15 protein-coding genes and 3 rRNA genes are annotated in these 24,883 nt (G+C 58.1%); 12 read left to right on the forward strand and 6 right to left on the reverse strand.

The window, feature by feature from the left end:
• Positions 1–55: 55 nt before the first annotated feature.
• The 3 genes from istA (at position 56) to KUF55_RS00470 (ending at position 4,799) form a co-directional block, all read left to right on the forward strand.
• Positions 56–1,612, forward strand: a complete 1,557-nt coding sequence (gene istA / locus KUF55_RS00460) for an IS21 family transposase (protein ID WP_218817665.1) — start codon at positions 56–58, stop codon at positions 1,610–1,612.
• Positions 1,609–2,358, forward strand: a complete 750-nt coding sequence (locus KUF55_RS00465; protein ID WP_218817666.1) for an ATP-binding protein — start codon at positions 1,609–1,611, stop codon at positions 2,356–2,358. The genes istA and KUF55_RS00465 overlap by 4 nt, the downstream gene beginning before the upstream one ends.
• A 914-nt stretch (positions 2,359–3,272) precedes the next feature.
• Positions 3,273–4,799 (forward strand): 16S ribosomal RNA (locus KUF55_RS00470).
• A gap of 97 nt (positions 4,800–4,896) precedes the next feature.
• On the opposite strand, the gene KUF55_RS00475 is transcribed toward KUF55_RS00470, so the two are convergent.
• On the reverse strand, positions 4,897–5,379 hold the full coding sequence (locus KUF55_RS00475) for a hypothetical protein (RefSeq protein WP_218817663.1): 483 nt from the start codon (positions 5,377–5,379) through the stop codon (positions 4,897–4,899).
• Positions 5,380–5,385: 6 nt separating this feature from the next.
• On the opposite strand from KUF55_RS00475, the gene KUF55_RS00480 reads away from it, so the two are divergent.
• The 3 genes from KUF55_RS00480 (at position 5,386) to KUF55_RS00490 (ending at position 11,305) form a co-directional block, all read left to right on the forward strand.
• Positions 5,386–8,518, forward strand: a 23S ribosomal RNA gene (locus KUF55_RS00480).
• Between the two features lie 185 nt (positions 8,519–8,703).
• Positions 8,704–8,820 (forward strand): 5S ribosomal RNA (rrf, locus tag KUF55_RS00485).
• Together the 16S, 23S and 5S rRNA genes form the textbook arrangement of a ribosomal RNA operon.
• Positions 8,821–9,301: 481 nt before the next feature.
• Complete coding sequence (locus KUF55_RS00490; RefSeq protein ID WP_218817667.1) at positions 9,302–11,305, forward strand: M13 family metallopeptidase; 2,004 nt, start codon at positions 9,302–9,304, stop codon at positions 11,303–11,305.
• A gap of 61 nt (positions 11,306–11,366) precedes the next feature.
• Here KUF55_RS00490 and KUF55_RS00495 read toward each other — a convergent pair whose 3' ends face one another.
• Entirely contained in the window at positions 11,367–12,245 is an 879-nt protein-coding gene (locus tag KUF55_RS00495; protein ID WP_218817668.1) for an alpha/beta fold hydrolase, read from the reverse strand.
• A 158-nt stretch (positions 12,246–12,403) separates the two neighbouring features.
• On the opposite strand from KUF55_RS00495, the gene lysS reads away from it, so the two are divergent.
• From lysS to KUF55_RS00515, 4 genes are all read left to right on the forward strand, one after another.
• On the forward strand, positions 12,404–13,858 hold the full coding sequence (lysS, locus tag KUF55_RS00500) for a lysine--tRNA ligase (protein WP_255557415.1): 1,455 nt from the start codon (positions 12,404–12,406) through the stop codon (positions 13,856–13,858).
• Between the two features lie 299 nt (positions 13,859–14,157).
• Positions 14,158–14,478, forward strand: a complete 321-nt coding sequence (locus KUF55_RS00505; RefSeq protein WP_132364040.1) for an Lsr2 family protein — start codon at positions 14,158–14,160, stop codon at positions 14,476–14,478.
• A gap of 227 nt (positions 14,479–14,705) precedes the next feature.
• Positions 14,706–17,219, forward strand: coding sequence for an ATP-dependent Clp protease ATP-binding subunit (locus tag KUF55_RS00510; protein WP_132364042.1), 2,514 nt, complete (start codon positions 14,706–14,708; stop codon positions 17,217–17,219).
• 133 nt (positions 17,220–17,352) lie between these two features.
• Entirely contained in the window at positions 17,353–17,859 is a 507-nt protein-coding gene (locus tag KUF55_RS00515) for an amino-acid N-acetyltransferase (protein WP_218817669.1), read from the forward strand.
• Between the two features lie 34 nt (positions 17,860–17,893).
• On the opposite strand, the gene KUF55_RS00520 is transcribed toward KUF55_RS00515, so the two are convergent.
• A complete protein-coding gene (locus KUF55_RS00520) occupies positions 17,894–18,889 on the reverse strand; it encodes an A/G-specific adenine glycosylase (protein ID WP_218817670.1) in 996 nt (331 codons plus the stop codon).
• 360 nt (positions 18,890–19,249) lie between these two features.
• On the opposite strand from KUF55_RS00520, the gene KUF55_RS00525 reads away from it, so the two are divergent.
• Positions 19,250–19,615, forward strand: a complete 366-nt coding sequence (locus KUF55_RS00525) for a hypothetical protein (RefSeq protein ID WP_218817671.1) — start codon at positions 19,250–19,252, stop codon at positions 19,613–19,615.
• Positions 19,616–19,634: 19 nt separating this feature from the next.
• Here KUF55_RS00525 and disA read toward each other — a convergent pair whose 3' ends face one another.
• From disA to KUF55_RS00540, 3 genes are all read right to left on the reverse strand, one after another.
• On the reverse strand, positions 19,635–20,711 hold the full coding sequence (disA, locus tag KUF55_RS00530) for a DNA integrity scanning diadenylate cyclase DisA (RefSeq protein ID WP_132364048.1): 1,077 nt from the start codon (positions 20,709–20,711) through the stop codon (positions 19,635–19,637).
• Positions 20,712–20,827: 116 nt separating this feature from the next.
• The gene (gene radA / locus KUF55_RS00535; protein ID WP_132364050.1) at positions 20,828–22,219 is read right to left on the reverse strand and encodes a DNA repair protein RadA; all 1,392 of its coding nucleotides are present in this window, start codon (positions 22,217–22,219) and stop codon (positions 20,828–20,830) included.
• A gap of 55 nt (positions 22,220–22,274) precedes the next feature.
• Positions 22,275–23,402, reverse strand: a complete 1,128-nt coding sequence (locus KUF55_RS00540) for an aromatic acid exporter family protein (RefSeq protein ID WP_132364052.1) — start codon at positions 23,400–23,402, stop codon at positions 22,275–22,277.
• A gap of 226 nt (positions 23,403–23,628) precedes the next feature.
• On the opposite strand from KUF55_RS00540, the gene pstS reads away from it, so the two are divergent.
• Positions 23,629–24,747 carry a phosphate ABC transporter substrate-binding protein PstS gene (gene pstS / locus KUF55_RS00545; RefSeq protein WP_218817672.1) on the forward strand — a complete coding sequence of 373 codons (1,119 nt, stop codon included), beginning with the start codon at positions 23,629–23,631 and terminating at the stop codon, positions 24,745–24,747.
• Positions 24,748–24,883: the final 136 nt, after the last annotated feature.

A 24,883-nucleotide genomic window follows, 5' to 3' on the forward strand; every position in this document is an offset into this window, starting at 1 on the left:
ACGAAATAGGCTCCTTCCACCATGTGAGAGGCACATGGTGGAAGGAACAGTTTCAATGGTACGTAGGATCAAGGCGAAGCTTATTCTCAAGCTCCGCGCAGACGGACTCTCCGGTCGAGCAATCTCCACCTCGCTCGGGGCTTCGAGACGAAGCATCACAACAGTTCTCGAAGCGGCAGAGCAACGAAACATCAGCTGGGATGAAGTTCGGGAGAAGTCCGAGAACGAGGTGTACGCGCTGCTGTTCCCGGGCCGCGGTGACCACCAGAGCGTTTTCGCCCAGCCAGACTGGAGCGCCATCCACCATGAACTGGCCAAAGTCGGCGTGACATTGAAGCTTTTGCATGGCGAATACCTTGACGCCCAGGCCGGGTCCGGGCAGGCAGTCATGGGTTACGACCGTTTCTGCAAGGTGTATCAACGTTTTGTCCTAGAATCGCACGCAACCTCCCGGGTGCAGCACAAGGCCGGAATGAGCATCGAAGTGGACTGGTCTGGTCCCACCATGGAACTGGTGGATCCACTCACCGGCCAGAGGAACAAGGTCTACTTGTTCGTAGCCTGTCTGCCGTTCAGCCGCTACGCCTTCGTGGAAGCGACCTTGGATATGAAGCAAGAGAGCTGGCTACGTGCCCACGTAGCAATGTTCGAGGCATTCGGCGGTTCTGTGCCACGCATCGTGCCGGACAATTTGAAGACCGGCGTGATCAAACACCCCGCCGAGGGCGAGATCGTGCTCAACGATTCCTACCGCCATCTGGCCGCCCACTACGCGGCGGCGGTATTGCCGGGACGCGTCAGGGCTCCGAAGGATAAAGCCAGCGTGGAAAACACCGTGAGCCACGTGGCCTCGTGGGTGATCGCCGGACTGCGGAAAACCACCTTCGGATCGCTGGGACAGTTGAGGGCAGCAATCCGGGAACGTGTCGAGGCCTATAACCAGGAGCCCTTCCAGAAACGTGCCGGGTCCCGAAAATCGGTGTTCTGGGCCGAAGAGCAGCCCTTAATGAATCCATTACCGGCGGTCAGTTATGAGATCAGCACCTGGGTTTACGGGCGGAAAGTCGCCAGAAACAGCTACGTTTCGTGGCAGAAGAACTACTACTCGGTCCCGATTATCAACATCGGTGCCACCGTGGATCTGCGGCTGACCGAGTCGGTATTGGAGGTCTATCGGAACCACGAACGGATCACCAGCCACCGACTGATGGCGACGGAAGCGCTGAACCAGTATCGGACCAACGATTCCGATATTCCGCCGGATCGTCAGTGGCAGCATTGGGACACTCAACGGGTCACGGACTGGGCTTCGCGCACCGGACCGTGCACGCTGAATGTGGTTGAGCGAATCTTCGAATCCGTGCAGGTCAAGGAGCAGGGCTTCAACGCCGCTTTGGCGGTGCTGCGCCTGAGCCGGCGCTACGGCCCAGCCCGGCTGGAGGCGGTCTGCAGGATTGCGTTGCAAAGCCAGATTCGCTCACCGCGCTACGCCCATCTGCGTCCCTTGCTGGAAACCGGCCAAGACAAGATCCTCAGCACGCAGCCCGAGCTATTCAACAACGAAGGCGGCTACGTGCGCGGCAGCGACTACTACGCTGGAGGCACCCGATGAGCTCACTGGATATCGAGACCAAGCGGAAGCTTCGGGAAATGAACGCCAACGATATGCTCCACGCTTTTGAAGCCCAAGACGAATCCATGAGCATGGCGCTGAGCTTCGAAGAACGGATACGACTCATCGTCGACGAAGCGCATTCGGCGTTCACCACCTCAAAGGTCGGCGGATTGATCAGTCGCGCTAAGTTGCGTTACCCCAACGCCGATCTGCGGCAGGTGGACTTGGTTGAGGAACGCGGGCTGAACCGCAATATGCTCGCCAGTATTGGGAGTTGCGCATTCATTGACCAGAACCAGAACGTGGTCTTCCAAGGATTTACCGGTTCCGGAAAGTCTTATCTTGGGTGCGCGTTGGCGAAGCAGGCCTGCCGTAACAGCATTCGCACGCAATACGTGCGCATGCCAGATCTCGAGGAGGAATGGGTCCAAGCCCAGGACAAGCCGTTGGGTTCGGCGAAGTTCCTGAAAAAGTATGGGTCCTTCACGATGTTGGTCATCGATGAGTGGTTATTGGACCGTCCCAGCGGTGACTTCCTGCGCATGCTTCTGGAACTCATGGAACGGCGCTACGGATCGGCGTCAACGGTTTTCTGCACGCAGTATCAGCAGAAGGACTGGCACCAACGGCTCGGGTCCGGCGTGCACGCCGACGCGATCATGGACCGGATCATCCACAACACCATTTGGATCGAGACCGGAAGCTACAACATGAGAGAGAAGATCGGCGCCGTTCAGGAATAGATAGACCTGTTGGAGGCCGGTGGCTCCCACCCAGTGAGGTACTGGCCCCCAACGGCAATATCACTGGTCCCCAATCGCAATAATGGGTGGTCCCCAAAGCGTCGAATACTCAGTTGGATCTCGGGTATTTTTGGGGTTTCGCAGTTTGCCCATAACCGTGGTCGATGGATCCTTCGTGGTTTTCGCCGTTACGTTTGATTTGAGTGCCTCACTCATATGAACACGCCTGTGACTCAACGCTGTCCCAGGTGTTAGCTCGGGAAAGTGCAGTGTTGATTTCATCGCCAGTGTTTGGTGGTGGAACGTCCTTGTCGCTTTTGCTCGTGGTGGGGATCACTGGGGTGGTTTTGGTGGGGGTGTGGGCTGAGTGGTGGTTTTTTGGTGTGGTTTCGTTGTGTTTTCGGGGTTTGTGGGGGTTGCTGGGGAGGTTATGGGCGATTTCCTCTTCGGGTGTTTTGTGTGTATAGTTTTCTAAGTCGCCGCGAGGGACACCGCGGGAATACTGCGGAGAGAATCGCCGGGCGACCGAATTTCTACTCAATCCCCTTCCAAAAATTTTGTTCGGTGCTTTGTTGTGCCGAGGAGATGGTGGAAGCTGAGTGTTGGGGCAGTGTTCATCAGTGATGGTGGATTTGTTCTTCGACACGCGGTGGGGTAAGGTAGACAAGTTGCTCCAGAGCGAAGCGCCGGCAGGAAAATGTAAGTCCGGGTCGTGGATGTTGGAAGTGTCTGTTGTTTGAGAACTCAATAGTGTGCCAAGTTTGTTGATACCAATTTATTTATTTTATTGGTGAATGGCTTCAAGGTTTGCACCCCCCGGTGTGGATGCTTGAGGCAATTTGCCAGGATGTTTTTACTTGGTGCAACCCGGTCGACTTTTTCCAGTTGGCGTGTTGGTTGTGTCTGTATATTTTTTTACGGAGAGTTTGATCCTGGCTCAGGATGAACGCTGGCGGCGTGCTTAACACATGCAAGTCGAACGATGACTTTTGTGCTTGCACAGAATGATTAGTGGCGAACGGGTGAGTAACACGTGAGTAACCTGCCCCTGACTCTGGGATAAGCCTGGGAAACTGGGTCTAATACTGGATATGCACCGTAGACCGCATGGTTTTTGGTGGAAAGAATTTTGGTCAGGGATGGACTCGCGGCCTATCAGCTTGTTGGTGAGGTAATGGCTCACCAAGGCGACGACGGGTAGCCGGCCTGAGAGGGTGACCGGCCACACTGGGACTGAGACACGGCCCAGACTCCTACGGGAGGCAGCAGTGGGGAATATTGCACAATGGGCGAAAGCCTGATGCAGCGACGCCGCGTGAGGGATGACGGCCTTCGGGTTGTAAACCTCTTTCAGTAGGGAAGAAGCGAAAGTGACGGTACCTGCAGAAGAAGCGCCGGCTAACTACGTGCCAGCAGCCGCGGTAATACGTAGGGCGCAAGCGTTATCCGGAATTATTGGGCGTAAAGAGCTCGTAGGCGGTTTGTCGCGTCTGCCGTGAAAGTCCGAGGCTCAACTTCGGATCTGCGGTGGGTACGGGCAGACTAGAGTGATGTAGGGGAGACTGGAATTCCTGGTGTAGCGGTGAAATGCGCAGATATCAGGAGGAACACCGATGGCGAAGGCAGGTCTCTGGGCATCTACTGACGCTGAGGAGCGAAAGCATGGGGAGCGAACAGGATTAGATACCCTGGTAGTCCATGCCGTAAACGTTGGGCACTAGGTGTGGGGGACATTCCACGTTTTCCGCGCCGTAGCTAACGCATTAAGTGCCCCGCCTGGGGAGTACGGCCGCAAGGCTAAAACTCAAAGGAATTGACGGGGGCCCGCACAAGCGGCGGAGCATGCGGATTAATTCGATGCAACGCGAAGAACCTTACCAAGGCTTGACATGTGCTAGATCGCCATAGAAATATGGTTTCCCCTTTGGGGCTGGTTCACAGGTGGTGCATGGTTGTCGTCAGCTCGTGTCGTGAGATGTTGGGTTAAGTCCCGCAACGAGCGCAACCCTCGTTCTATGTTGCCAGCACGTTATGGTGGGGACTCATAGGAGACTGCCGGGGTCAACTCGGAGGAAGGTGGGGACGACGTCAAATCATCATGCCCCTTATGTCTTGGGCTTCACGCATGCTACAATGGCCGGTACAATGGGTTGCGATACTGTGAGGTGGAGCTAATCCCAAAAAGCCGGTCTCAGTTCGGATTGGGGTCTGCAACTCGACCCCATGAAGTCGGAGTCGCTAGTAATCGCAGATCAGCAACGCTGCGGTGAATACGTTCCCGGGCCTTGTACACACCGCCCGTCAAGTCACGAAAGTTGGTAACACCCGAAGCCGGTGGCCTAACCCCTTGTGGGAGGGAGCCGTCGAAGGTGGGACTGGCGATTGGGACTAAGTCGTAACAAGGTAGCCGTACCGGAAGGTGCGGCTGGATCACCTCCTTTCTAAGGAGCAACTAACACCAGACAGGCACATCAAAGTATGTGTTTTGTGGGTGTTCAGTGCTGCTCGTATCCATCACTTGTGTTGATGGGCGAGTGCTCAAGGGTGGAATATCAACAAATTATGGCTGTTCATGTTGTGGAGGTTGTTTTTAGTACGCTCGCTTGCGGGTTGGAATGAGATGAGTTCTATGAGGTGGATGGTTTTTGGCACACTGTTGGGTCCTGAAATAACAGGCTCCGACTTTTCTTGTATGCCCTTTGGGGTGTGTGAGGGGGTTGGTGGGTTTGTTGTTTTAGTGTTGTCCCGCGCATGGCCTAAGCGAGCATGGTGCGCACCTTTGGGTGTGTGGTGTTGGTGGTGGGTGTGATGGGGTTGTTGTTTGGGAACTGTATAGTGGACGCGAGCATCTTGTGAAACAGGATTGACTGATAACTCTTTTGGGGTTGTTGGTTGGTTTGTTTGTTTTGCAAAGCAATTTCTTATGATAATGAATCTTGGTGCACATAACTCTTTTAGGGTTGTGTGTTTTCTTGATTCTTTCGATTGTAATGTTTTAGCGCTTGTAATTATTTTGATCATGTTTGTGGTCAAGTTTTTAAGGGCGCACGGTGGATGCCTTGGCATTGGGAGCCGAAGAAGGACGTGGGAATCTGCGATAAGCCTGGAGGAGTCGATAACCGGACGTTGATACCAGGATTTCCGAATGGGGAAACCCCGTACGGTGTTATGCCGTATGACCCGTAGCTGAACACATAGGCTACGTGGAGGGAACGAGGGGAAGTGAAACATCTCAGTACCCTCAGGAAGAGAAAACAATAGTGATTCCGTTAGTAGTGGCGAGCGAACGCGGATGGGGCTAAACCGAGCCATGTGTGATAGCCGGCGGGCGTTGCATGGTCGGGGTTGTGGGACTTTCCGTATCAGTTCTGCCGGACTGGTGAAGTGAGGTGCGGGCGTATAGGCGAATCGGTTTGAATGCCGGACCGTAGAGGGTGAGAGTCCCGTAGTGCTAATGCGTTCCGCCGCTTTGTGGAAGTATCCCAAGTAGGACGGGGCCCGAGAAATCCCGTTTGAATCTGCCAGGACCACCTGGTAAGCCTAAATACTACCCAATGACCGATAGCGGATAAGTACCGTGAGGGAATGGTGAAAAGTACCCCGGGAGGGGAGTGAAATAGTACCTGAAACCGTGCGCTTACAATCCGTTGGAGCCTCCTTGTTGGGGTGACAGCGTGCCTTTTGAAGAATGAGCCTGCGAGTTAGTGTTACGTCGCGAGGTTAACCCGTGTGGGGAAGCCGTAGCGAAAGCGAGTCTGAATAGGGCGAGTTAGTGGCGTGATCTAGACCCGAAGCGAAGTGATCTACCCATGGCCAGGTTGAAGCGCGTGTAAGAGCGCGTGGAGGACCGAACCCACTTCAGTTGAAAATGGAGGGGATGAGCTGTGGGTAGGGGTGAAAGGCCAATCAAACTTCGTGATAGCTGGTTCTCCCCGAAATGCATTTAGGTGCAGCGTTGCGTGTTTCTTATCGGAGGTAGAGCTACTGGATGGCTAATGGGCCCTACAAGGTTACTGACGTCAGCCAAACTCCGAATGCCGATAAGTGAGAGCGCAGCAGTGAGACTGTGGGGGATAAGCTTCATAGTCGAGAGGGAAACAGCCCAGAACGCCAACTAAGGCCCCTAAGCGTGTGCTAAGTGGAAAAGGATGTGGAGTTGCGAAGACAACCAGGAGGTTGGCTTAGAAGCAGCCACCCTTGAAAGAGTGCGTAATAGCTCACTGGTCAAGTGATTCCGCGCCGACAATGTAGCGGGGCTCAAGCACACCGCCGAAGTTGCGTCATTCATATATTTTGGTAGGCCTTCGTGGTCCAGCCGTATGGATGGGTAGGGGAGCGTCGTGTGGGCAGTGAAGTCGCGGTGTAAACCAGCGGTGGAGCCCACACGAGTGAGAATGCAGGCATGAGTAGCGAATGACGGGTGAGAAACCCGTCCGCCGAATGATCAAGGGTTCCAGGGTCAAGCTAATCTGCCCTGGGTAAGTCGGGACCTAAGGCGAGGCCGACAGGCGTAGTCGATGGACAACGGGTTGATATTCCCGTACCGGCGAAAAACCGTCCATATTGAACTGGTAATGCTAACCACCCCAAAGACCCTTTTGATGTTCCTTCGGGAATGTTGTTGGGTGTGCGGCGTGGGACCCGAGCCAGGGAGGTAAGCGTATTAACAGGTGTGACGCAGGAAGGTAGCCGAGCCAGGCAATGGAATTGACCTGGTCCAAGGGTGTAGGACGAGTCGTAGGCAAATCCGCGATTCATATAAGTCTGAGACCTGATAGGCGCCCCTTTTGGGGGGTGATTCGGTGATCCTATGCTGCCAAGAAAAGCATCGACGCGAGGTTTTAGCCGCCCGTACCCCAAACCGACACAGGTGATCAGGTAGAGAATACTAAGGCGATCGAGAGAATCATGGTTAAGGAACTCGGCAAAATGCCCCCGTAACTTCGGGAGAAGGGGGGCCTGCCTCGTGAAAGAACCTAGCGTTCTGGAGCGGGTGTGGGCCGCAGAGACCAGGGGGAAGCGACTGTTTACTAAAAACACAGGTCCGTGCGAAGTCGCAAGACGATGTATACGGACTGACTCCTGCCCGGTGCTGGAAGGTTAAGAGGACCGGTTAGCTCTTTGGAGCGAAGCTGAGAATTTAAGCCCCAGTAAACGGCGGTGGTAACTATAACCATCCTAAGGTAGCGAAATTCCTTGTCGGGTAAGTTCCGACCTGCACGAATGGAGTAACGACTTCCCCGCTGTCTCAACCATGAACTCGGCGAAATTGCACTACGAGTAAAGATGCTCGTTACGCGCAGCAGGACGGAAAGACCCCGAGACCTTTACTATAGTTTGGTATTGGTGTTCGGTGCAGCTTGTGTAGGATAGGTGGGAGACTGTGAAGCTCGGACGCTAGTTCGGGTGGAGTCATCGTTGAAATACCACTCTGGCTGTACCGGTCACCTAACTTCGGCCCATGATCTGGGTCAGGGACAGTGCCTGATGGGTAGTTTAACTGGGGCGGTTGCCTCCTAAAGAGTAACGGAGGCGCCCAAAGGTTCCCTCAGCCTGGTTGGCAATCAGGTGTCGAGTGTAAGTGCACAAGGGAGCTTGACTGTGAGAGCGACAGCTCGAGCAGGGACGAAAGTCGGGACTAGTGATCCGGCGGCACGTTGTGGAACGGCCGTCGCTCAACGGATAAAAGGTACCTCGGGGATAACAGGCTGATCTTGCCCAAGAGTCCATATCGACGGCATGGTTTGGCACCTCGATGTCGGCTCGTCGCATCCTGGGGCTGGAGTAGGTCCCAAGGGTTGGGCTGTTCGCCCATTAAAGCGGTACGCGAGCTGGGTTTAGAACGTCGTGAGACAGTTCGGTCCCTATCCGCTGCGCGCGCAGGAAATTTGAGAAGAGCTGTCCTTAGTACGAGAGGACCGGGACGGACGAACCTCTGGTGTGTCAGTTGTACTGCCAAGTGCACCGCTGATTAGCTACGTTCGGAAGGGATAACCGCTGAAAGCATCTAAGCGGGAAGCCCACTTCGAGATGAGATTTCCATACACTTTTGAGTGTGAGAGGCCCCCAGCCAGACCACTGGGTTGATAGGCAGGATGTGGAAGCGAGGACTAAAGACTCGTGAAGCTGACCTGTACTAATAGGCCGACAACTTAAACCACAAACACCACGCATCAACTTTGGTTGGTGTTGGCAAGAAACGCTGCGTCCACTATACGGTCCCGAAACAACAAACCCATTTGTTTTTCGCGGAATCAACAACATATACAACCACTATTGTGGTCGTAACCCATAGATTCACCACCCCTGGGCAGAAATGTCGCATGTAGGGGTTGGTACTAGAGTTACGGCGGTCATAGCGTGGGGGAAACGCCCGGTCCCATACCGAACCCGGAAGCTAAGACCCACTGCGCCGATGGTACTGCACTCGGGAGGGTGTGGGAGAGTAGGTCACCGCCGGACAATATTTTGTTCCGAAACCCTCAAACACTGACGTGTTTGGGGGTTTCGATGTTTAACACCCACCTCCCTTTTGGTGGTCGTCACCTCAACAGACTTACTAATACGCCCTTCCGTGGTGCTAACACGCCGCGGAAGGGCGTATTGCATTAACTATCCACAGGCAATGTGGATAAGCTTGTGTTGTCCACAGGGCTGTGCACAACTGTGCGTGCGTAGTCGCTGCATGAAATGAAAAGTCCGCGCGTGATTCCTTGCAAAACCTCGGACGCTTTCGACAGCGGGACGATTATTGCGGTTCCTTTTCACCGCTGGAGTAAACAACAGCAATAATCTCAAATCCTTCTTTCAGACGCGTACAGTAATTCGTTGAGACGTGTAACACCACGTGCATGCCCGGACATTCACCGCAGGGTCGGCGCCAGCCACCCCGACGAGGTGAAGGAATCGACGGTGTGAGCACCAGAGAATGGATAGGACCAATATGAGCACCGATTCGTCAATTGCCACCAACTCCGCAGAGCCAACCGCTGGAGTGAACCACCGCGACAATAATGTGCGCGCGCAGGATGACTTGTACAGGCACGCCAACGGAGCCTGGCTCTCAACAGCACAGATCCCTGCCGATCAGGGGAGCTACGGTTCGTTCATGGCCCTGCGCGATGATTCCGAGGCAGCGGTCAAAGCGATCATTGAAGACGCTCAAGCGAACAGCAAGGCTGACGACGGATCTGTTGACGAACGCAAGAAGCGCATCGCAAATCTGTATTCAAGTTTCATGGATGAGGAGCGCATCGAGGCAAACGGGGTAGATCCGATCCGCGAAGACCTTGCCGCTATCTACGCCACCGAGTCCATTACCGAGCTCATTAAGCTCAGCGGATCGTTTTACCGTCGCGGCGTTTCCGGCTTTATCCAGGCCGGAGCCAGTTCTGATGCTGGATCGCCAGAGCGCAACCTGCTGACCCTCATGCAGGGCGGATTGGGTCTGCCCGACGAGTCCTACTATCGCGAAGAGCAGTTCGCCGAACTCCTTCGTGAGTACCAGGAGCATCTAGGCCGGCTGCTGGCGCTTGGCGAGCTCACCGATACCGAGGCTGCCGCGGCTGACGTCGTGGCCCTAGAAACCCTCCTGGCGTCCCATCACTGGGACCGTGTGAAGTGCCGCGACGCCCAGGCCCGCTACAACCTCTTGACCGCAGAGGGATTGTTTGAAGATATTCCGTCCCTTGCCAGTTGGTTGGACGGCGCCGGCATCGAACCGAAGTACTTCGCCGAGGTCGACGTATGGCAGCCAAGCTACCTCAAGGGCCTCGAAGATGTGCTCAATTCCCAGCCACTAGCTACCTGGCAGCATTGGCTGGCCGTGCAGCTGATCCGTTCGAATGCTCCCTACCTGTCCAGCGCCTTTGTTGATGAGAACTTCTCGTTCTACTCGGCCAAGCTTTCCGGCGTTCAGGCATTGCGTGAACGCTGGAAGCGAGGAGTAGCTTTCACCGAAGGCGCAGTTGGCGAAGACATCGGTCAGCTGTATGTTGCTGCCCACTTCCCGCAACGCAGTAAGGACCTGATGGAAGCCTTGGTGACTAACCTCATTGATGCCTACCGACTTTCCATCGGCGAGCTGACGTGGATGAGTCCGGAAACGAAGAGCAAGGCCCTTGAGAAGCTCGCGATGTTCCGCTCGAAGATCGGCTACCCCAACGAGTGGATCGACTACTCGTCGCTATCCACCGTTGCTGACAATGTCATTACCAACATTGCGGCGGCCAACGAATTCGAGTTCCTGCGCGAATTGAAGAAGATCGAAGATGGTGTGGACCGTGAGCTGTGGTTTATGTACCCACAGACGGTCAACGCCTATTACCACCCGCTGCTGAATGAAATCGCGTTCCCTGCGGCAATTCTTCGCACTCCCTTCTTTGGCGCGGATCGTGACGCGGCATCTAACTACGGTGCCATCGGCGCAGTGATTGGACACGAGATCGGGCATGGTTTTGACGATCAGGGTTCCCAGTTCGACGGCACCGGAGAGCTGAAGAACTGGTGGACCGATGCGGACCGCGAAGCATTTGAGTCTCTGACCGGAAGGCTTGTTGAGCAGTACGACGCCTTGGTCCCCTCCGAGGCTCCCGATCACCATGTCAACGGCAAGCTCACCCTCGGTGAGAATATCGGTGACCTGGGTGGGCTGAGCATCGCCTACACGGCCTACAAACTCGATCTGGCCGCACGTGGCCTGGACGCCGACGAAGTGATTGACGGACTCAACGGCGACCAGCGGTTCTTCTACTCGTGGGCGGAAGCCTGGCGTACGCTGACGCGACAGGAAACCATGATCACCCGCATCACCACCGATCCGCACTCACCCGGTGAATTCCGTTGTAATCAGGTGCCAAAGAACATGGACGCGTTCCACGAGGCATTTGGCACTAAGCCAGGGGACGGCATGTGGTTGGACCCGGAGGATCGCGTCAGGATCTGGTAGAAACGCCGCCGCAACTGCCGCCGCCTTCTTTCCTAGGGTAGAAGGGGGCGGCAGTTGCGTGTCAGGACTCCGACTGCGTGAAGTAGTCCCCAATGTCATCAAGTAACGTGCCGAATGCGGCTGGCACGGACCCGTGTATGCCCTTCGGGGTTTCCAAGTGGGTGGATCCGGGAACGACCTCATGGAGCTTCAGCGCGGTGGTACGGAAGTATGCCGCGCTTTTAGAACCAGCCATAAAATGGGTGTTTTTCGGAAGAATGGCGAAGCTGTTCGCCGGCCGCGACTCCTCGAGTGCCGCCCGCAATTCGCCCACGCCGCTGGGCAGCAGCGTGCGTGCCAACTTTCCCGTTTTGGTTCGTGAAGTTCCTGCCAATAGCGCGGCCAGGATTGGTTCGGGGACGCGGCTGAGTGTCGCGGAAAACTTCATGCCCCTTTCCAAGCGGGCCAGCGCCCGGCTATTGCGTCCGGCGGCAACGTCGTCGGAGAACGCCCTTAACCATTTCGTATCGATGGCGGTATCGAGGTTGATCGCAGGGTCGTAGACGGCGAGGCGTTTCGGGACCGGGCCGGTGGCGGTTTCCTGGGGATCTATGAAGCTTCGAACCGCGTTGAGCACCACCGCGCCACCGAGGGAATGGCCGAACAGGGACTGGGCGCCTGTGTGATTGAGCATAAGAGCAACATCGGAGATCTCGGTATCCATGGAGTAATCAGGGGGCTGATCGGTGGAATTTCCGCGACCACGACGGTCATAAACATCTAAGGTCCATTCATCACCCAGCCGCTTGCTCAGTGCGGCAGCGAACGGCCGGTAGATCATCGCGGTCAAGAAAGCGCCGCCAACCACTAGAATCCGGCGGTGTCCGGGCGCGTCGGAGGCTCCGTAGGAATAAAGTGCGAGGGATCCGCCGTCACTGGTCGGAAGAATGCGTTCGTTCATGATCCCTCCATTCTATTCTGGGAATGTTCTCGCCCGTGTTGGTGGTGCTGCACACCTCTCAGCGCGCGCACAGAGAATCCAGACTAGAATTGCCTATTGTGACTTCCGATAAAACTTCCCCCGCAGCCAACAACCCCAACGACCAGCGCCAGGTGCGTATGGATAAGCGCGCCGCATTGTTGGCTCGCGGAGCTGAAGCCTACCCGGTGGGCGTAGCGCGTACACACTCGCTGCACGAGATCCGAGAGCTATTCCCCGAGCTTGAGCCTGACTCCACCACGGGGCTCCAGGTAGGCGTCGTGGGACGAATCGTGTTCCAGCGCAACACCGGAAAGCTGTGCTTCGCCACCCTGCAGGAAGGCGGCCCCGAAGGCGCCGGTACCCGGCTGCAGGCCATGCTATCGCTGGCCAACGTCGGCGAAGAGAAACTCGCGGACTGGAAGGCCCTGGTCGACCTCGGTGACCACGTCCTGATCACGGGCGAAGTAATTGCCTCACGTCGTGGTGAACTGTCGATCATGGCGACCGACTGGCAGATGGCCTCGAAGGCGCTGCGCCCGTTGCCGGTGCTTCACGCCGAACTCAACGAGGAAACTCGCGTTCGCCAGCGCTACGCAGACTTGATCGTTCGCGACGAAGCCAGAGAAATGGTTTACAAGCGCGCAGCCATTATCCGTGCAGTGCGAGACACCTTGCACGCACGCGACTACGTCGAAGTTGAAACCCCGATCCTGCAGCTGGTCCACGGTGGCGCTTCCGCTCGCCCCTTTGAGACCCATCTGAATGCATTTGACCAGCCGATGACGCTGCGCATTGCCCTGGAGCTATATCTCAAGCGCGCGGTCGTTGGCGGAATTGACCGGGTCTTTGAAGTCGGACGTATCTTCCGTAACGAAGGCGTGGACTCCACGCACTCCCCGGAATTCACAATGCTGGAATGCTACGAAGCCTATGCAGATCAATTTGTGATGGCGGACCGCATCAAGGAAGTCATCCTTAATGCAGCGGATGCTGTCGGTGCTGGACGCCAGATTGAGACCGCCAAGGGCACCATCAACCTTGACGGAGATTGGGCTTGGTTGGGTGTCTACCCGGGTCTTTCCGCAGGTGTTGGGCAGGAGATTACTCCCGATACAGATGCCGAAACTCTTCGTTCAATTGCCGCAAAACATGGTGTGAAAGTTGATCCAAAGTGGGAGTCGGAAAAACTAGTCATTGAATTGTTTGGTGAAATTGTTGAGCCGACGCTTATTGATCCCACCTTTGTCTACGATTACCCACCCGCTGCTCAGCCGTTGGCCCGCCCGCACCGGAGCAAGCCTGGTGTCATCGAAGCCTGGGACCTGATTATTGGTGGCATGGAGCGAGGCACGGCATTCTCCGAGCTTATTGATCCTGTTATCCAGCGCGATCGCCTCACCGCGCAGTCCTTAATGGCAGCAGGTGGGGACGATGAAGCCATGCAATTGGATGAAGATTTCCTGCGGGCCCTAGAGTATGGCGCCCCGCCAATGGGCGGTATTGGATTGGGCATTGATCGTATCGTGATGCTCTTTTCGGACACGGGAATCCGCGAAACCATCCTCTTCCCATTGCTCAAGCCGGAGGCCTAAATTGCCGTACCTCGAAGCGATTCTGCCCACCATTGTTGTCGGCTTGATCTTCTGGTTCGCGATCCGTGCGGTGTCCAATGTTGACCGAAACGAACGTGCTGCAGAAGCCGAAGTTGACGCTCAAATTAAATTGGATGGTGAGGGCGCAGACAAATGAACGGCGAAAGCTGTTAATTGTCTGATGACCTGCATTCTCACTTGCATAATGTCTCTTACTTGTGTTTATGATGTGTGTGCGCGCTTGTTCCCAAACCGTTATATGGGTTCAAGTGAATTCCCACTGCAACTAGGAGTACCCAATGGCCCGTCAGGTCCAAATTGCTTTGATCGATGATATTGATGGATCGGAAGCGTCGGAATCCGTCGTCTTTGGTCTAGGTGGACAGCATTACGAAATTGACCTCAACGAAGAGCATGCTGCGGAATTCCGTGAAGCATTTAAGCCTTACATCAAGGTTGCTCGTACTTCGAAGCAGTTCACCCCCAAGGAGGCTCCGGCCATCCGCGCTTGGGCCAAGGACAATAACGTCAAGGTGAACGCCCGCGGGCGTTTGCAGGCTGATGTCATTGCTGCGTACCACGCTGCAATGGCCAAGAAGTCGCGCTCGAAGTCCAAGTAACGTTCTCGAGGCTTGACGGTCTCACCACACTTGGGGGTGCGGTGGCCGTGGCCGAGGAGCATTAGCGAAGGGTGTTCGGATCCAATTCATTGGAACCGAACACCCTTCGCTCTTTAACGCGTAACTGAACGCCGAGGGCGAACACTGTTATCCCTTGGGCGAACATCCAACATGAGCTCTTGATTGATGCGTAGCATCGAAATACGTGTTAGCTAGGAGTGTGCCGCATGTTTGAGAGATTTACCGACCGTGCCCGTCGCGTTGTCGTGCTTGCCCAAGAAGAGGCGCGCATGCTCAACCACAACTACATCGGAACCGAGCACGTATTGCTCGGCCTCATCCATGAGGGCGAGGGAGTAGCGGCCAAGGCCCTTGAGTCGCTGAATATTTCCCTTGGCGCCGTGCGTGAGCAGGTCCAAGAGATTATCGGACAGGGCCAGCAGGCCCCCTCCGGTCATATCCCCTTTACTCCGCGAGCCAAGAAGGTTTTGGAACTCTCGCTGCGTGAGGCGCTTCAACTGGGCCACAACTACATCGGTACCGAGCACATCCTGCTCGGCCTGATTCGCGAGGGTGAGGGCGTTGCCGCCCAGGTTCTGGTGAAGCTCGGAGCCGATCTGTCCCGCGTCCGCCAGCAGGTCATCCAGCTGCTCTCGGGCTACCAGGGCGGCAAGGAAACCGCAGGCGCTGGTGTCAGCTCCGGCGGCCAGACCGAAGGTACTCCCGCTGGTTCGGCAGTGCTGGACCAATTTGGACGTAATCTCACCGCGGCTGCCCGCGAGGGCAAGTTGGACCCGGTTATTGGGCGCGAATTCGAAATGGAACGCGTCATGCAGATCCTTTCGCGACGCACCAAGAACAACCCGGTGCTCATCGGTGAGCCAGGCGTCGGCAAGACCGCCGTCGTCGAGGGCTTGGCCCAGGCCATCGTGCGTGGAGATGTCCCGGAAACCATCAAGGACAAGCAGCTCTACACTCTTGACCTTGGTTCGCTGGTAGCCGGTTCGCGCTACCGCGGTGACTTCGAGGAACGCCTGAAGAAGGTCCTCAAGGAAATCCGCACCCGCGGCGATATTATTCTGTTCATCGACGAGATCCACACCCTTGTGGGTGCCGGTGCTGCCGAGGGCGCTATCGACGCGGCCTCGATTCTGAAGCCGATGCTGGCTCGCGGTGAGCTCCAGACCATTGGTGCAACGACTCTGGACGAGTACCGGAAGCACATCGAAAAGGACGCGGCCCTCGAGCGCCGTTTCCAGCCGATTCAGGTCAAGGAGCCTTCCGTCGAGCAGACCACGCAGATCCTGCGTGGCTTGCGTGACCGCTACGAGGCGCACCACCGCGTGTCCATCACCGATGGCGCCCTGGCTGCTGCCGCCGAGTTGGCTCACCGCTACATCTCCGACCGCTTCCTGCCTGACAAGGCCATCGACCTGATCGATGAAGCCGGTGCTCGCCTGCGCATCCGACGCATGACTGCCCCTCCGGCGCTCAAGTTGATGGATGAGGAAATCTCCACGGTTCGCCTGGAGAAGGAAGCCGCTATCGACGCACAGGACTTCGAGGGTGCTGCGTCGCTGCGCGACAAGGAGGGCAAGCTTCAGGAAGCCCGTGCCGAGAAGGAAAAGGCCTGGAAGAACGGTGAACTCGACGAAATTGCCGAGGTTGATGCCGATCTGATTGCCGAAGTCTTGGCGAACTCCACGGGTATCCCGGTCATCAAGCTGACCGAGGAAGAATCCACACGACTGCTGAACATGGAAGATGAACTGCACAAGCGGGTCATCGGACAGGATCAGGCAATCAAGGCCATTTCGCAGGCCATCCGTCGTACCCGTGCCGGACTGAAGGACCCGAACCGCCCGGGCGGTTCGTTCATCTTCGCCGGCCCGACCGGCGTCGGCAAAACCGAGCTGGCCAAGGCCTTGGCGGAGTTCCTCTTCGGTGAAGAGGACGCGCTGATCACCTTGGACATGTCCGAGTACTCGGAGAAGCACACGGTTTCGCGTCTGTTCGGTGCCCCTCCGGGCTACGTCGGATACGAAGAGGGCGGCCAGCTGACCGAGAAGGTACGTCGTCGTCCGTTCTCCGTGGTGCTTTTCGACGAGGTCGAGAAGGCTCACGCGGATCTGTTCAACTCGTTGCTGCAGATTCTGGAAGACGGCCGCTTGACCGACTCCCAGGGCCGCGTGGTCGACTTCAAGAACACCGTGATCATCATGACCACCAACCTTGGTACCCGCGACATCTCTAAGGGTGTGATGACTGGTTTCCAGTCGTCTTCCGATACCAAGACCGGTTACAACCGTATGCAGGCCAAGGTTCAGGAGGAATTGCGTCAGCACTTCCGCCCCGAATTCCTGAACCGTGTTGATGATGTTGTGGTCTTCCCGCAGCTGACTCAGGACGAGATCGTGGAGATCGTGGACCTGTTCCTCGGCCGCCTGCAGAAGCGACTCGATGGCCGCAACATGACCATCGAATTGTCGCCGGCAGCCCGCATTCTGTTGGCCACCCGCGGATACGACCCGGCCATGGGTGCTCGTCCGTTGCGCAGGACCATGCAGCGCGACATCGAAGACCAGCTCTCCGAGAAGATTCTCTTCGGCGAGTTGAGCTCGGGCCAGCACGTTAAGGTTGACGTCGAGGGCGAAGGTGACGAGGCGAAGTTCACCTTCCACGGTGAAGGTGGAACCCCGCAGCTCGAGGGCGAACCCGCGCCGGTAGCCATCGAAGGCTAAGCAAAAGTACACAAACGACGAGGGGCGACATCCGAAAGGATGCCGCCCCTCGTCGTTTGTGCTTGTCACACGGGCAGGTGGCGCTGTTCACGCAATGCGGCTGCGGTACCGCCGCCAGGCTTAGGATTGAAATATGGAATCCATTACCATCAGGCGTGCAAAGACCAGCGACGTGAAAAGCATCCGCGAGCTCGTCAAGCCACTGGCCAACGAACGCGTTCTGCTGGAAAAGGAAGCTGTCGCCTATTACGAGAATTTGCAAGAATTCTTTATTGCCGACGACGCTGACGGCAACGTCATCGGCTGCGGTGGGCTGCACGTCATGTGGGAAGACATCGCCGAGGTTCGTACCCTAGCCTCTAACGAAGCCTGGCGCGGCCGCGGTGTGGGCCGCTTGCTACTGCAGCGATTGCTGCAAGAGGCACGCGAGCTGGGCGTATCTCGGGTCTTCTGCCTGACCTTCGAGGTCGACTTCTTTATCCGCAACGGATTTACCGTGATGGCTGAGCAAAGCGCCGTCGACCCAGAGGTCTATTCGGAACTACTGCGCTCCACCGATGAGGGTGTCGCCGAATTCCTGGATCTCGCGCGAGTGAAGCCCAATACGCTGGGCAACACCCGAATGATCATTAACTTCTAAAGCGCGCTTCGGTGTTGACGCGCTGATCCCGGGCTCAGTGCGGCAGTGCTATGCCCGTTGGACCCGCCAGCGCCAATCCGTCGGCCAGCAGCGAATCTAGGGCACGAACGCGCTGTTCGGCCTGCGCTTCCAGCGCGTGCAGCTCCACCCACGCTCGGTGCTCTTGGGAGGCTTCCCGGGCAGGGTTCAGCTCGATGGCTGCCCGCGAGGCGGCTGTCAGATCCACGGTGCCCAACAAATCGGCGCGTTGAACAGGGGCAGGTGCATGACGCAATACCGCCATCATGGCTCCGCGCACCTGCCGGTCGGTGCCGTGCCAGGGCTGCCCCTTGGGCTTGTAATGAGGTTCGGGTCGCCCCGCAGCGATCCACGCACACTGATTGATGACCGGGCAATCCTCACAACGGGGGGAGCGTGCCGTACAGACCAGGGCGCCGAGTTCCATCACCGCGATGTTCCACGCATTGGCCAGTCGTGCGTCTGCGCCAGCTGAGGATGAGACAGTGGGCATCAGACGAGCGGCAAGGGCCAGCTCACCGGCGGTCTGGGATTGCTCGGGTAACGCTTGCCCACTAACCAGACGCGCATGAACCCGACGGATATTGGTATCCACCACCACCGCTGGCACATTAAAGGCAAAGCAGGCGATGGCCGCGGCCGTGTAGGTTCCGACTCCCGGCAGAGCCAGGAGCTCTTCCTGCGTTGCAGGAACCTCGCCGTCGAACTCGTCGGTGATCACCGTTGCCGCAGCGTGTAGCCGCAGGGCCCTGCGCGGATAGCCCAGCCGTCCCCAAGCCTTCAGTGCCTCGGACACCGGCTCGGCGGCCAGTGCCGCGGGGGTTGGCCATCGTTTCATCCAGGTTTCCCACACCGGAAGTACGCGGATGACGGGGGTTTGTTGCAGCATGAATTCGGAGACCATCACGGCCCACGGGCTCACCGAGGAGCTGCGCCATGGCAAGGCACGTGCGTTCAGTGCGTACCAGTCGGTGATTTTGTGGTGGATGGTCTCCAACTCGGGGTGCGGCACGGTGGGGTAAATCCTTTGTGTGGCGGGTAAATGCTGGCGATATCACTCTAGCTGGCGGCGTGGGAGTCGGCGTCAACCGCTTGAGCTTCGTAGCCTTGAGTTATGGCACAAAAGCAGGTCCGTTCAACCCACCCTTCCGCACGGGTTTTTCGGCGTCGTCGTCTCGCGGTTTTGATCAGCCTGCTCGTGGTGCTGGGCCTCTTGGCGTGGGCTGGATTTGGCATTGCGGCTTTGCTGCGCCCCGACTCAGCACCTGGGTCTGTTGCTGACCCAGCGCCAGTCGGTGCACCTGGCGCTACAACCGGCACTACAGGGGTGCAGGAGCCCGCGAGCGAACCCACCGGATGCCTTGAGGGGGACGTGGCAGTGATTGCCTCCACCGTCCAGACCACGCACGGTCCGTCGGAGAACCCGGTGCTCGTGATGAGTATCAAGAATCAGGGAAAATTCGACTGCATGGTCGATGTGGGCACCAGCCAGCAGGAGTTCGCCGTGATGAGTGGCAAGGACCGAATCTTTGCCACCTCGGACTGCGTTCAGGACCCCACCGACACCAACATCGTGATCAAGTCTGGTGCCAGCGAAACGGCGCGTTTCACCTGGACCCGGGTGCGCAGCGCTCCGGGTTGCAAGGTGGTGAATTCCAAGCCGCGTCCGGGAACCTACGGCTTCACCGCTAAGCTGGGAGAGATCAGCAGTGAGACGGTAAAGTTCGAGCTGAAGTAGCTCCGGACAGTACTTCGGTTTAGAGGAAGCGGTCCAGCAGTGAGGACTCCGCGACACGGGAGAGCCCCTCACGCACCGTACGTGCGCGCTGGTCACCGATGCCGTCAACGGCCATCAGATCCTCGATGTTTGCCGCCATCAGACGCTGCAGGCCACCAAAGTTATTCACCAGCCGGTCGGCCACGGTGCGCGGCACCGAGGTGATGGCTGCCAACAGGCGGTGGCCCTTGGGGGTCACGATGGCCTCGAGCGAGTCGATGCCGGGGGTGATGCCCAGAATTGCAGCGAATTTACTCAAATCGATCAGGTCGGTGGAATCCAGACTTTGGAGCTTTGCCAGCGCCGCGTCGATGTCCAATTCCTGAGTCCCGAGGTTTGAGTAGTCCTTTAGCAAGAGATCCGCGCCCGGACCCAGCCCCGCGGAGAGCTCATCAAGTTGTAGGGCCAACAAGCGCCCGTCACTGCCCAATTCCAGCACGTACTGGGCGATTTCCTCGGAGATGCGCCGGACCATTTCTTGACGTTGCAGCACGGCTGCAACGTCGCGCACCGTCACCACGGCTTCGATCTCCGCTGCGGAGAGAGCGCTGGTGACCTGGTCCAGGCGTGAGCGGTAACGTTCCAGTGTGGCCAGGGCCTGATTGCCGCGGGCCAATACCGGCTCTGAACCCTCCAAGAGGTAGCGGATGCCTTGGACGTAGAGGGCAATGATATGCATCGATTGCGAAACTGAGACGACGGGGAACCCGGTCTGGATGGCAACTCGTTCGGCGGTGCGGTGTCGGGTGCCCGTCTCCTGAGTGGCAATGGAGTGGTCAGGAACCAACTGCACCCCGGCGCGCAGGATATTGGAGCCATCCTTATCGCACACGATGGCCCCGTCCATCTTGGCCAGCTCGCGCAGGCGGGTGGGGGAGAAGACGATGTTGATGTCAAAACCTCCCGAACAGATCGAGTCAACGACCTTGTCGTGCCCCAGCACGATTAGCGCACCGGTGCGCCCGCGCAGGATACGTTCAAGACCGTCCCGCAGCTCCGTTCCGGGTGCAACACGGGCCAGAGTGGCGCGCAGCGCATCTTCGGGGCTCTTCGACATGGCGCCAGTTCCTTCCAAGGGGTAACTACTCTATGGTATGGCCAAGGAAGGGTCTTCAAGCCCGAAAATGGGCTTCAGCGAATGACTTCGATACTCCTTTGTAATGCAGAGAACATTCAGGACCCTGTTTTGACGCGCTGTTCGAAGGCGATGTCCAGAGCCTCGTGTACCGAGGAAACGGTAAAGACCCGAATTGAGTCTGGGATGTTCTTCGGAGGTTGTGGGGATGCGGGGACCATGGCATAGCGGAATCCCAGCCGCTCGGCCTCGATGATGCGCCGCCCGATTTCGGGAACCGGACGCACCTCGCCGGCCAGCCCGACCTCACCGAAGGCCACAAAGTGCGGCGGCAATGGGTGATTGTGCATCGAGGAGGCAAGGGCAAGTGCGGTGGCCAGATCGGTGGCGGGCTCGCTGAGCTTGACCCCGCCGACCGTAGCCACGTAGGAATCCAAACCCCCGAGCTCCATCTTGGCCCGCGACTGGAGCACCGCCAGAATCATCTGGGTTCGCGCGGCATCCAAGCCGCTGGTGGCTCTGCGGGGGATAGCGCTGCTGGCCCGCGAGAGCAGTGTCTGTACTTCGGCCACCAGCGGGCGACGACCCTCGAGGGTGACGGTGATGCAGGTTCCTGGAACTGGATCCTTGGTGCGGGTGACAAAGAGCCCTGAGGGATCTGCCAAGCCCTCGATACCTGCCTCGGTCAGATCAAAGCATCCAACCTCGTCGGTGGGCCCGTAACGGTTTTTTAGCGCACGCAGGAGGCGCAGGCGGGAATGGCGCTCGCCGTCGAATTGGCAGACGACGTCCACCAAGTGCTCAAGCAGCCGCGGTCCGGCGATTGATCCGTCCTTGGTGACATGCCCAACCAGGATGGTGGTCATGTTCCGGCGTTTGGCCGCGTTGATCAGGGAGGCGGCGACCTCGCGCACCTGAGAAACGCCGCCGGCCGTCCCATCGACCTCGCTCGAGGCGAGGGTTTGGACCGAGTCAATGATCAGTAGGTCCGGGTCGATCTTTTCCACCTGGCCCAGTGCAATACCCAGATCGGTTTCGGCGGTGAGGTAGAGCGTGGCCGCCATGGCATCGATGCGTTCCGCGCGAACCTTCACCTGCGCGGCGGATTCTTCCCCGGTGATGTACAGGACGGTGCGGTCCTTACGGGCTGCGCGGGCAGCAACATCGAGCAGCAGCGTGGATTTACCTACGCCGGGTTCTCCTGCCAGTAAAATCACGGCTCCGGGAACCAGTCCTCCACCCAGTACCCGGTCCAATTCCTCCACGCCACTGGTGCGATAGGAGGCGGCGGATGCATCAACGTCGCCGATGGGCTGGGCCGGCACGGCAATGCTGGTGGCGGCAGTGGTCTTCGCAGTGACGGCACCCATTTCCTCCACGGTGCCCCAGGCTTGGCACTCACCGCAGCGCCCTACCCATTTCACGGTGCTCCACCCGCATTCCGCGCAGCGGTAAGCGGGGGAGGATTTGGTGCGGGTGCTCTTTGCCATGTCTTTGATGCTAGCTGCCGGTGCCCACGCTTTGGGTGCGCTCCGGTACGTTTCGCTACAGGCGCGGCAACAAGGCGACGGCTTCCTCATGGCTGGTGCCGGTGGCCTCCAAGAGGTCGATCACCAGCGGGCGTAGCAGCAACACCATGCCCTCGCCCTGCAGACCGCTGACCTGGAGGCTCGTGGGGTCCAGCTGGGCGGCACATTCGGCAAGCTCGCGCCGGGCCCGCCCCATTGCCTTGCGGTATCCGGATTCCTTAGTCTCCAGCACCGCATAGCCCAGGGCATTGGTGGCCTCAGACAGTTCGGTCAACAGGCTTGAGACGGATTCGACCCCGTTATCGGTCAGGGCGCCATGAGTGATCACTGTGGCCAGCCTCCGGGCCAAGACCCGGGAGTTACGTACCGCTAAGTCGGTCTTCTCCGCAGTTATCTTCAGCCGGTCCAGGTCCGATCGGTGTCGGCGGTGCGCCGGGGCTAGTGTGGCCACCTCTCGGGCCATGTTCAGGGCTGTTGGTAACGAGTCCATAAGCCGCTGGGTTCCGCGGGCGCGGACCAGTGCGTGGAATGCCAAGGTGGTGTCTGAGGCGCCCACCGCGCGTCCGCATTCGTGCAAGATGCCGGCGAGTTCGGCTAATAGTTTGCCCAGCTCGGCCGTGGGGGTGCGGCGCGGATCGCGGGGGAAAATCATCATGATTAACAGGCCACACAGCGAACCGATCACCGCGTCGATGGAACGGCTAAACGGGCCAGCGGCCCCGATGGGCAGCAGAACCACGAGTACCGACTGTAGGCCGAGTTGGGTAGAGAAGATGGGGCCCGAATCCAGGAACCTGGCAATCATCAGTGACAGGAAAAGAACTAGGGCTGCCTGCCATAGACCGCTCCCGAGCAGCGTGAGCAACAAATCGCCCACCGCTACGCCCAGGGTGCAGCCAATGGCGACCTCCATGGAGCGGCGCACGGTGGTCGCCGTACCGAATCCCAACACCAGTAGACCGCTGGTCGCGGCAAAGATCGGGTCGACGTGCCCCAGTAACTCCTCGGCGATCCAGTAGGCGAGTACCGCGGAGGCAGTCATTTGAATGATCTTGGGGAAAGAAGTCCCCACCCGGCGCACGCCAACGCGATTGCGGCGCATGACGAACGTCCACGCGCCGCCGGCTGATGATCCGATACTCATGGGCACCAGTCTTCCACGGCATGGGCGTAGCACCGGCAAGTGTTAATTGTGACGCGAAACACCAGGCCGAGACAACCTTGTTCACCTTATGTTCACCTCCATCGGAGCCACTGGTTACCTGTAAGGAATAACTTCGTATTGAAGCGATGTGCCGGGGTGTGCATCGCAAGGGAGCGAACCATCATATTTCGTTCCATACACTCAGGCATTTGAAAGAGGATTACTCGTGAAGCTTCATCGCATCGGCAGCGCGGCTGCAGTTCTTACCGTCGCCGCACTGGCCCTGACTGCCTGTGGTTCTGATAGCCCGACCGCCACCGCCGGCACGGATGCCTCCACTAGCGGCTCCGCAGGTGGCGCAGTCACCGGCACGCTGACCGGCAGCGGAGCTTCCTCGCAGAAGTCCGCCATGGAAGCCTGGAAGGCCGGCTTCGAAGCCGCCAACGCCGGCACCATGGTCCAGTACTCCCCGGATGGATCCGGCGCAGGCCGCAAGGCCTTCCTCGCAGGCGGCGCACAGTTCGCTGGCTCGGATGCCTACCTGAAGGACGAAGAGATCGAGTCCTCCAAGGAAGTTTGCGGTCCGGACGGCGCCTTCAACGTTCCTGCCTATGTTTCCCCGATTGCGGTTGCTTTCAACCTGCCGGGCGTAGAAACCCTGAACCTTGATGCGGCTACCATCGCCAAGATCTTCAAGCTCGAAATCACCAAGTGGAATGATCCGGCCATCGCCGCGACCAACGAAGGCGTGAGCCTTCCGGACACCGCCATCACCGTGGTGCACCGCAATGACGAGTCGGGAACCACCGAGAACTTCGTTGAATACCTTGCCGCTACCGCCAAGGATGTCTGGGACTACGAGGTCTCCGGCGACTGGCCCAAGGATCTCGCCAGCGAAAACGCCAAGGGCACCTCCGGCGTTGTGGCAACAACCACCGCCACCGAGGGTGCAATCACCTACGCAGACTTCTCCGCAGTGGGCGATCTGGGTACCGTGAACGTCAAGGTCGGCGACGACTTCACCAAGATTTCCGCAGATGCGGCAGCCAAGGGCGTCGAGGCAGCCACCCCGGTCAAGGACCGCGGCGCACTGGACATGTCCCTGGACCTGAAGCGCGACACCACCGAGTCGGGTTCCTACCCGATCATCCTGGTTTCCTACCACGTGTTCTGCTCCACCTACAAGGATCAGGCCACCGCTGATCTGGTCAAGAGCTTCGGCGAGTACGTCCTCTCCGACGCCGGCCAGACGGAAGCAGCAGGCTCCGCAGGCAACGCTCCGCTCTCGGCCAAGATGAGCGCAGCGGCCATCAAGTCCGTCGAGCAGATCACTGTCGCCAAGTAATACAGCACTACCCGCCTTCCGGGCATTGGCAGCTCTAAGCATCGCCATTGCCCGGAAGGCGCAGTAACATCAGCATCACCCCCCTTCACCATCCCAGCGCAAACGGTCATCCGATCCCCCTTGTACCGTTTGCTCA

Source organism: Paeniglutamicibacter sp. Y32M11 (assembly GCF_019285735.1).
In the GTDB taxonomy this organism is placed as follows: domain Bacteria; phylum Actinomycetota; class Actinomycetes; order Actinomycetales; family Micrococcaceae; genus Paeniglutamicibacter.

Excerpts from the sequence above, each read along its gene's own strand:
- istA (WP_218817665.1), top strand. The coding sequence starts at position 56 with ATGGTACGTAGGATCAAGGCGAAGCTTATTCTCAAGCTCCGCGCAGAC.
- KUF55_RS00465 (WP_218817666.1), top strand. The coding sequence starts at position 1,609 with ATGAGCTCACTGGATATCGAGACCAAGCGGAAGCTTCGGGAAATGAAC.
- KUF55_RS00475 (WP_218817663.1), bottom strand. The coding sequence starts at position 5,379 with ATGATCAAAATAATTACAAGCGCTAAAACATTACAATCGAAAGAATCA.
- KUF55_RS00490 (WP_218817667.1), top strand. The coding sequence starts at position 9,302 with ATGAGCACCGATTCGTCAATTGCCACCAACTCCGCAGAGCCAACCGCT.
- KUF55_RS00495 (WP_218817668.1), bottom strand. The coding sequence starts at position 12,245 with ATGAACGAACGCATTCTTCCGACCAGTGACGGCGGATCCCTCGCACTT.
- lysS (WP_255557415.1), top strand. The coding sequence starts at position 12,404 with ATGGATAAGCGCGCCGCATTGTTGGCTCGCGGAGCTGAAGCCTACCCG.
- KUF55_RS00505 (WP_132364040.1), top strand. The coding sequence starts at position 14,158 with ATGGCCCGTCAGGTCCAAATTGCTTTGATCGATGATATTGATGGATCG.
- KUF55_RS00510 (WP_132364042.1), top strand. The coding sequence starts at position 14,706 with ATGTTTGAGAGATTTACCGACCGTGCCCGTCGCGTTGTCGTGCTTGCC.
- KUF55_RS00515 (WP_218817669.1), top strand. The coding sequence starts at position 17,353 with ATGGAATCCATTACCATCAGGCGTGCAAAGACCAGCGACGTGAAAAGC.
- disA (WP_132364048.1), bottom strand. The coding sequence starts at position 20,711 with ATGTCGAAGAGCCCCGAAGATGCGCTGCGCGCCACTCTGGCCCGTGTT.
- radA (WP_132364050.1), bottom strand. The coding sequence starts at position 22,219 with ATGGCAAAGAGCACCCGCACCAAATCCTCCCCCGCTTACCGCTGCGCG.
- KUF55_RS00540 (WP_132364052.1), bottom strand. The coding sequence starts at position 23,402 with ATGAGTATCGGATCATCAGCCGGCGGCGCGTGGACGTTCGTCATGCGC.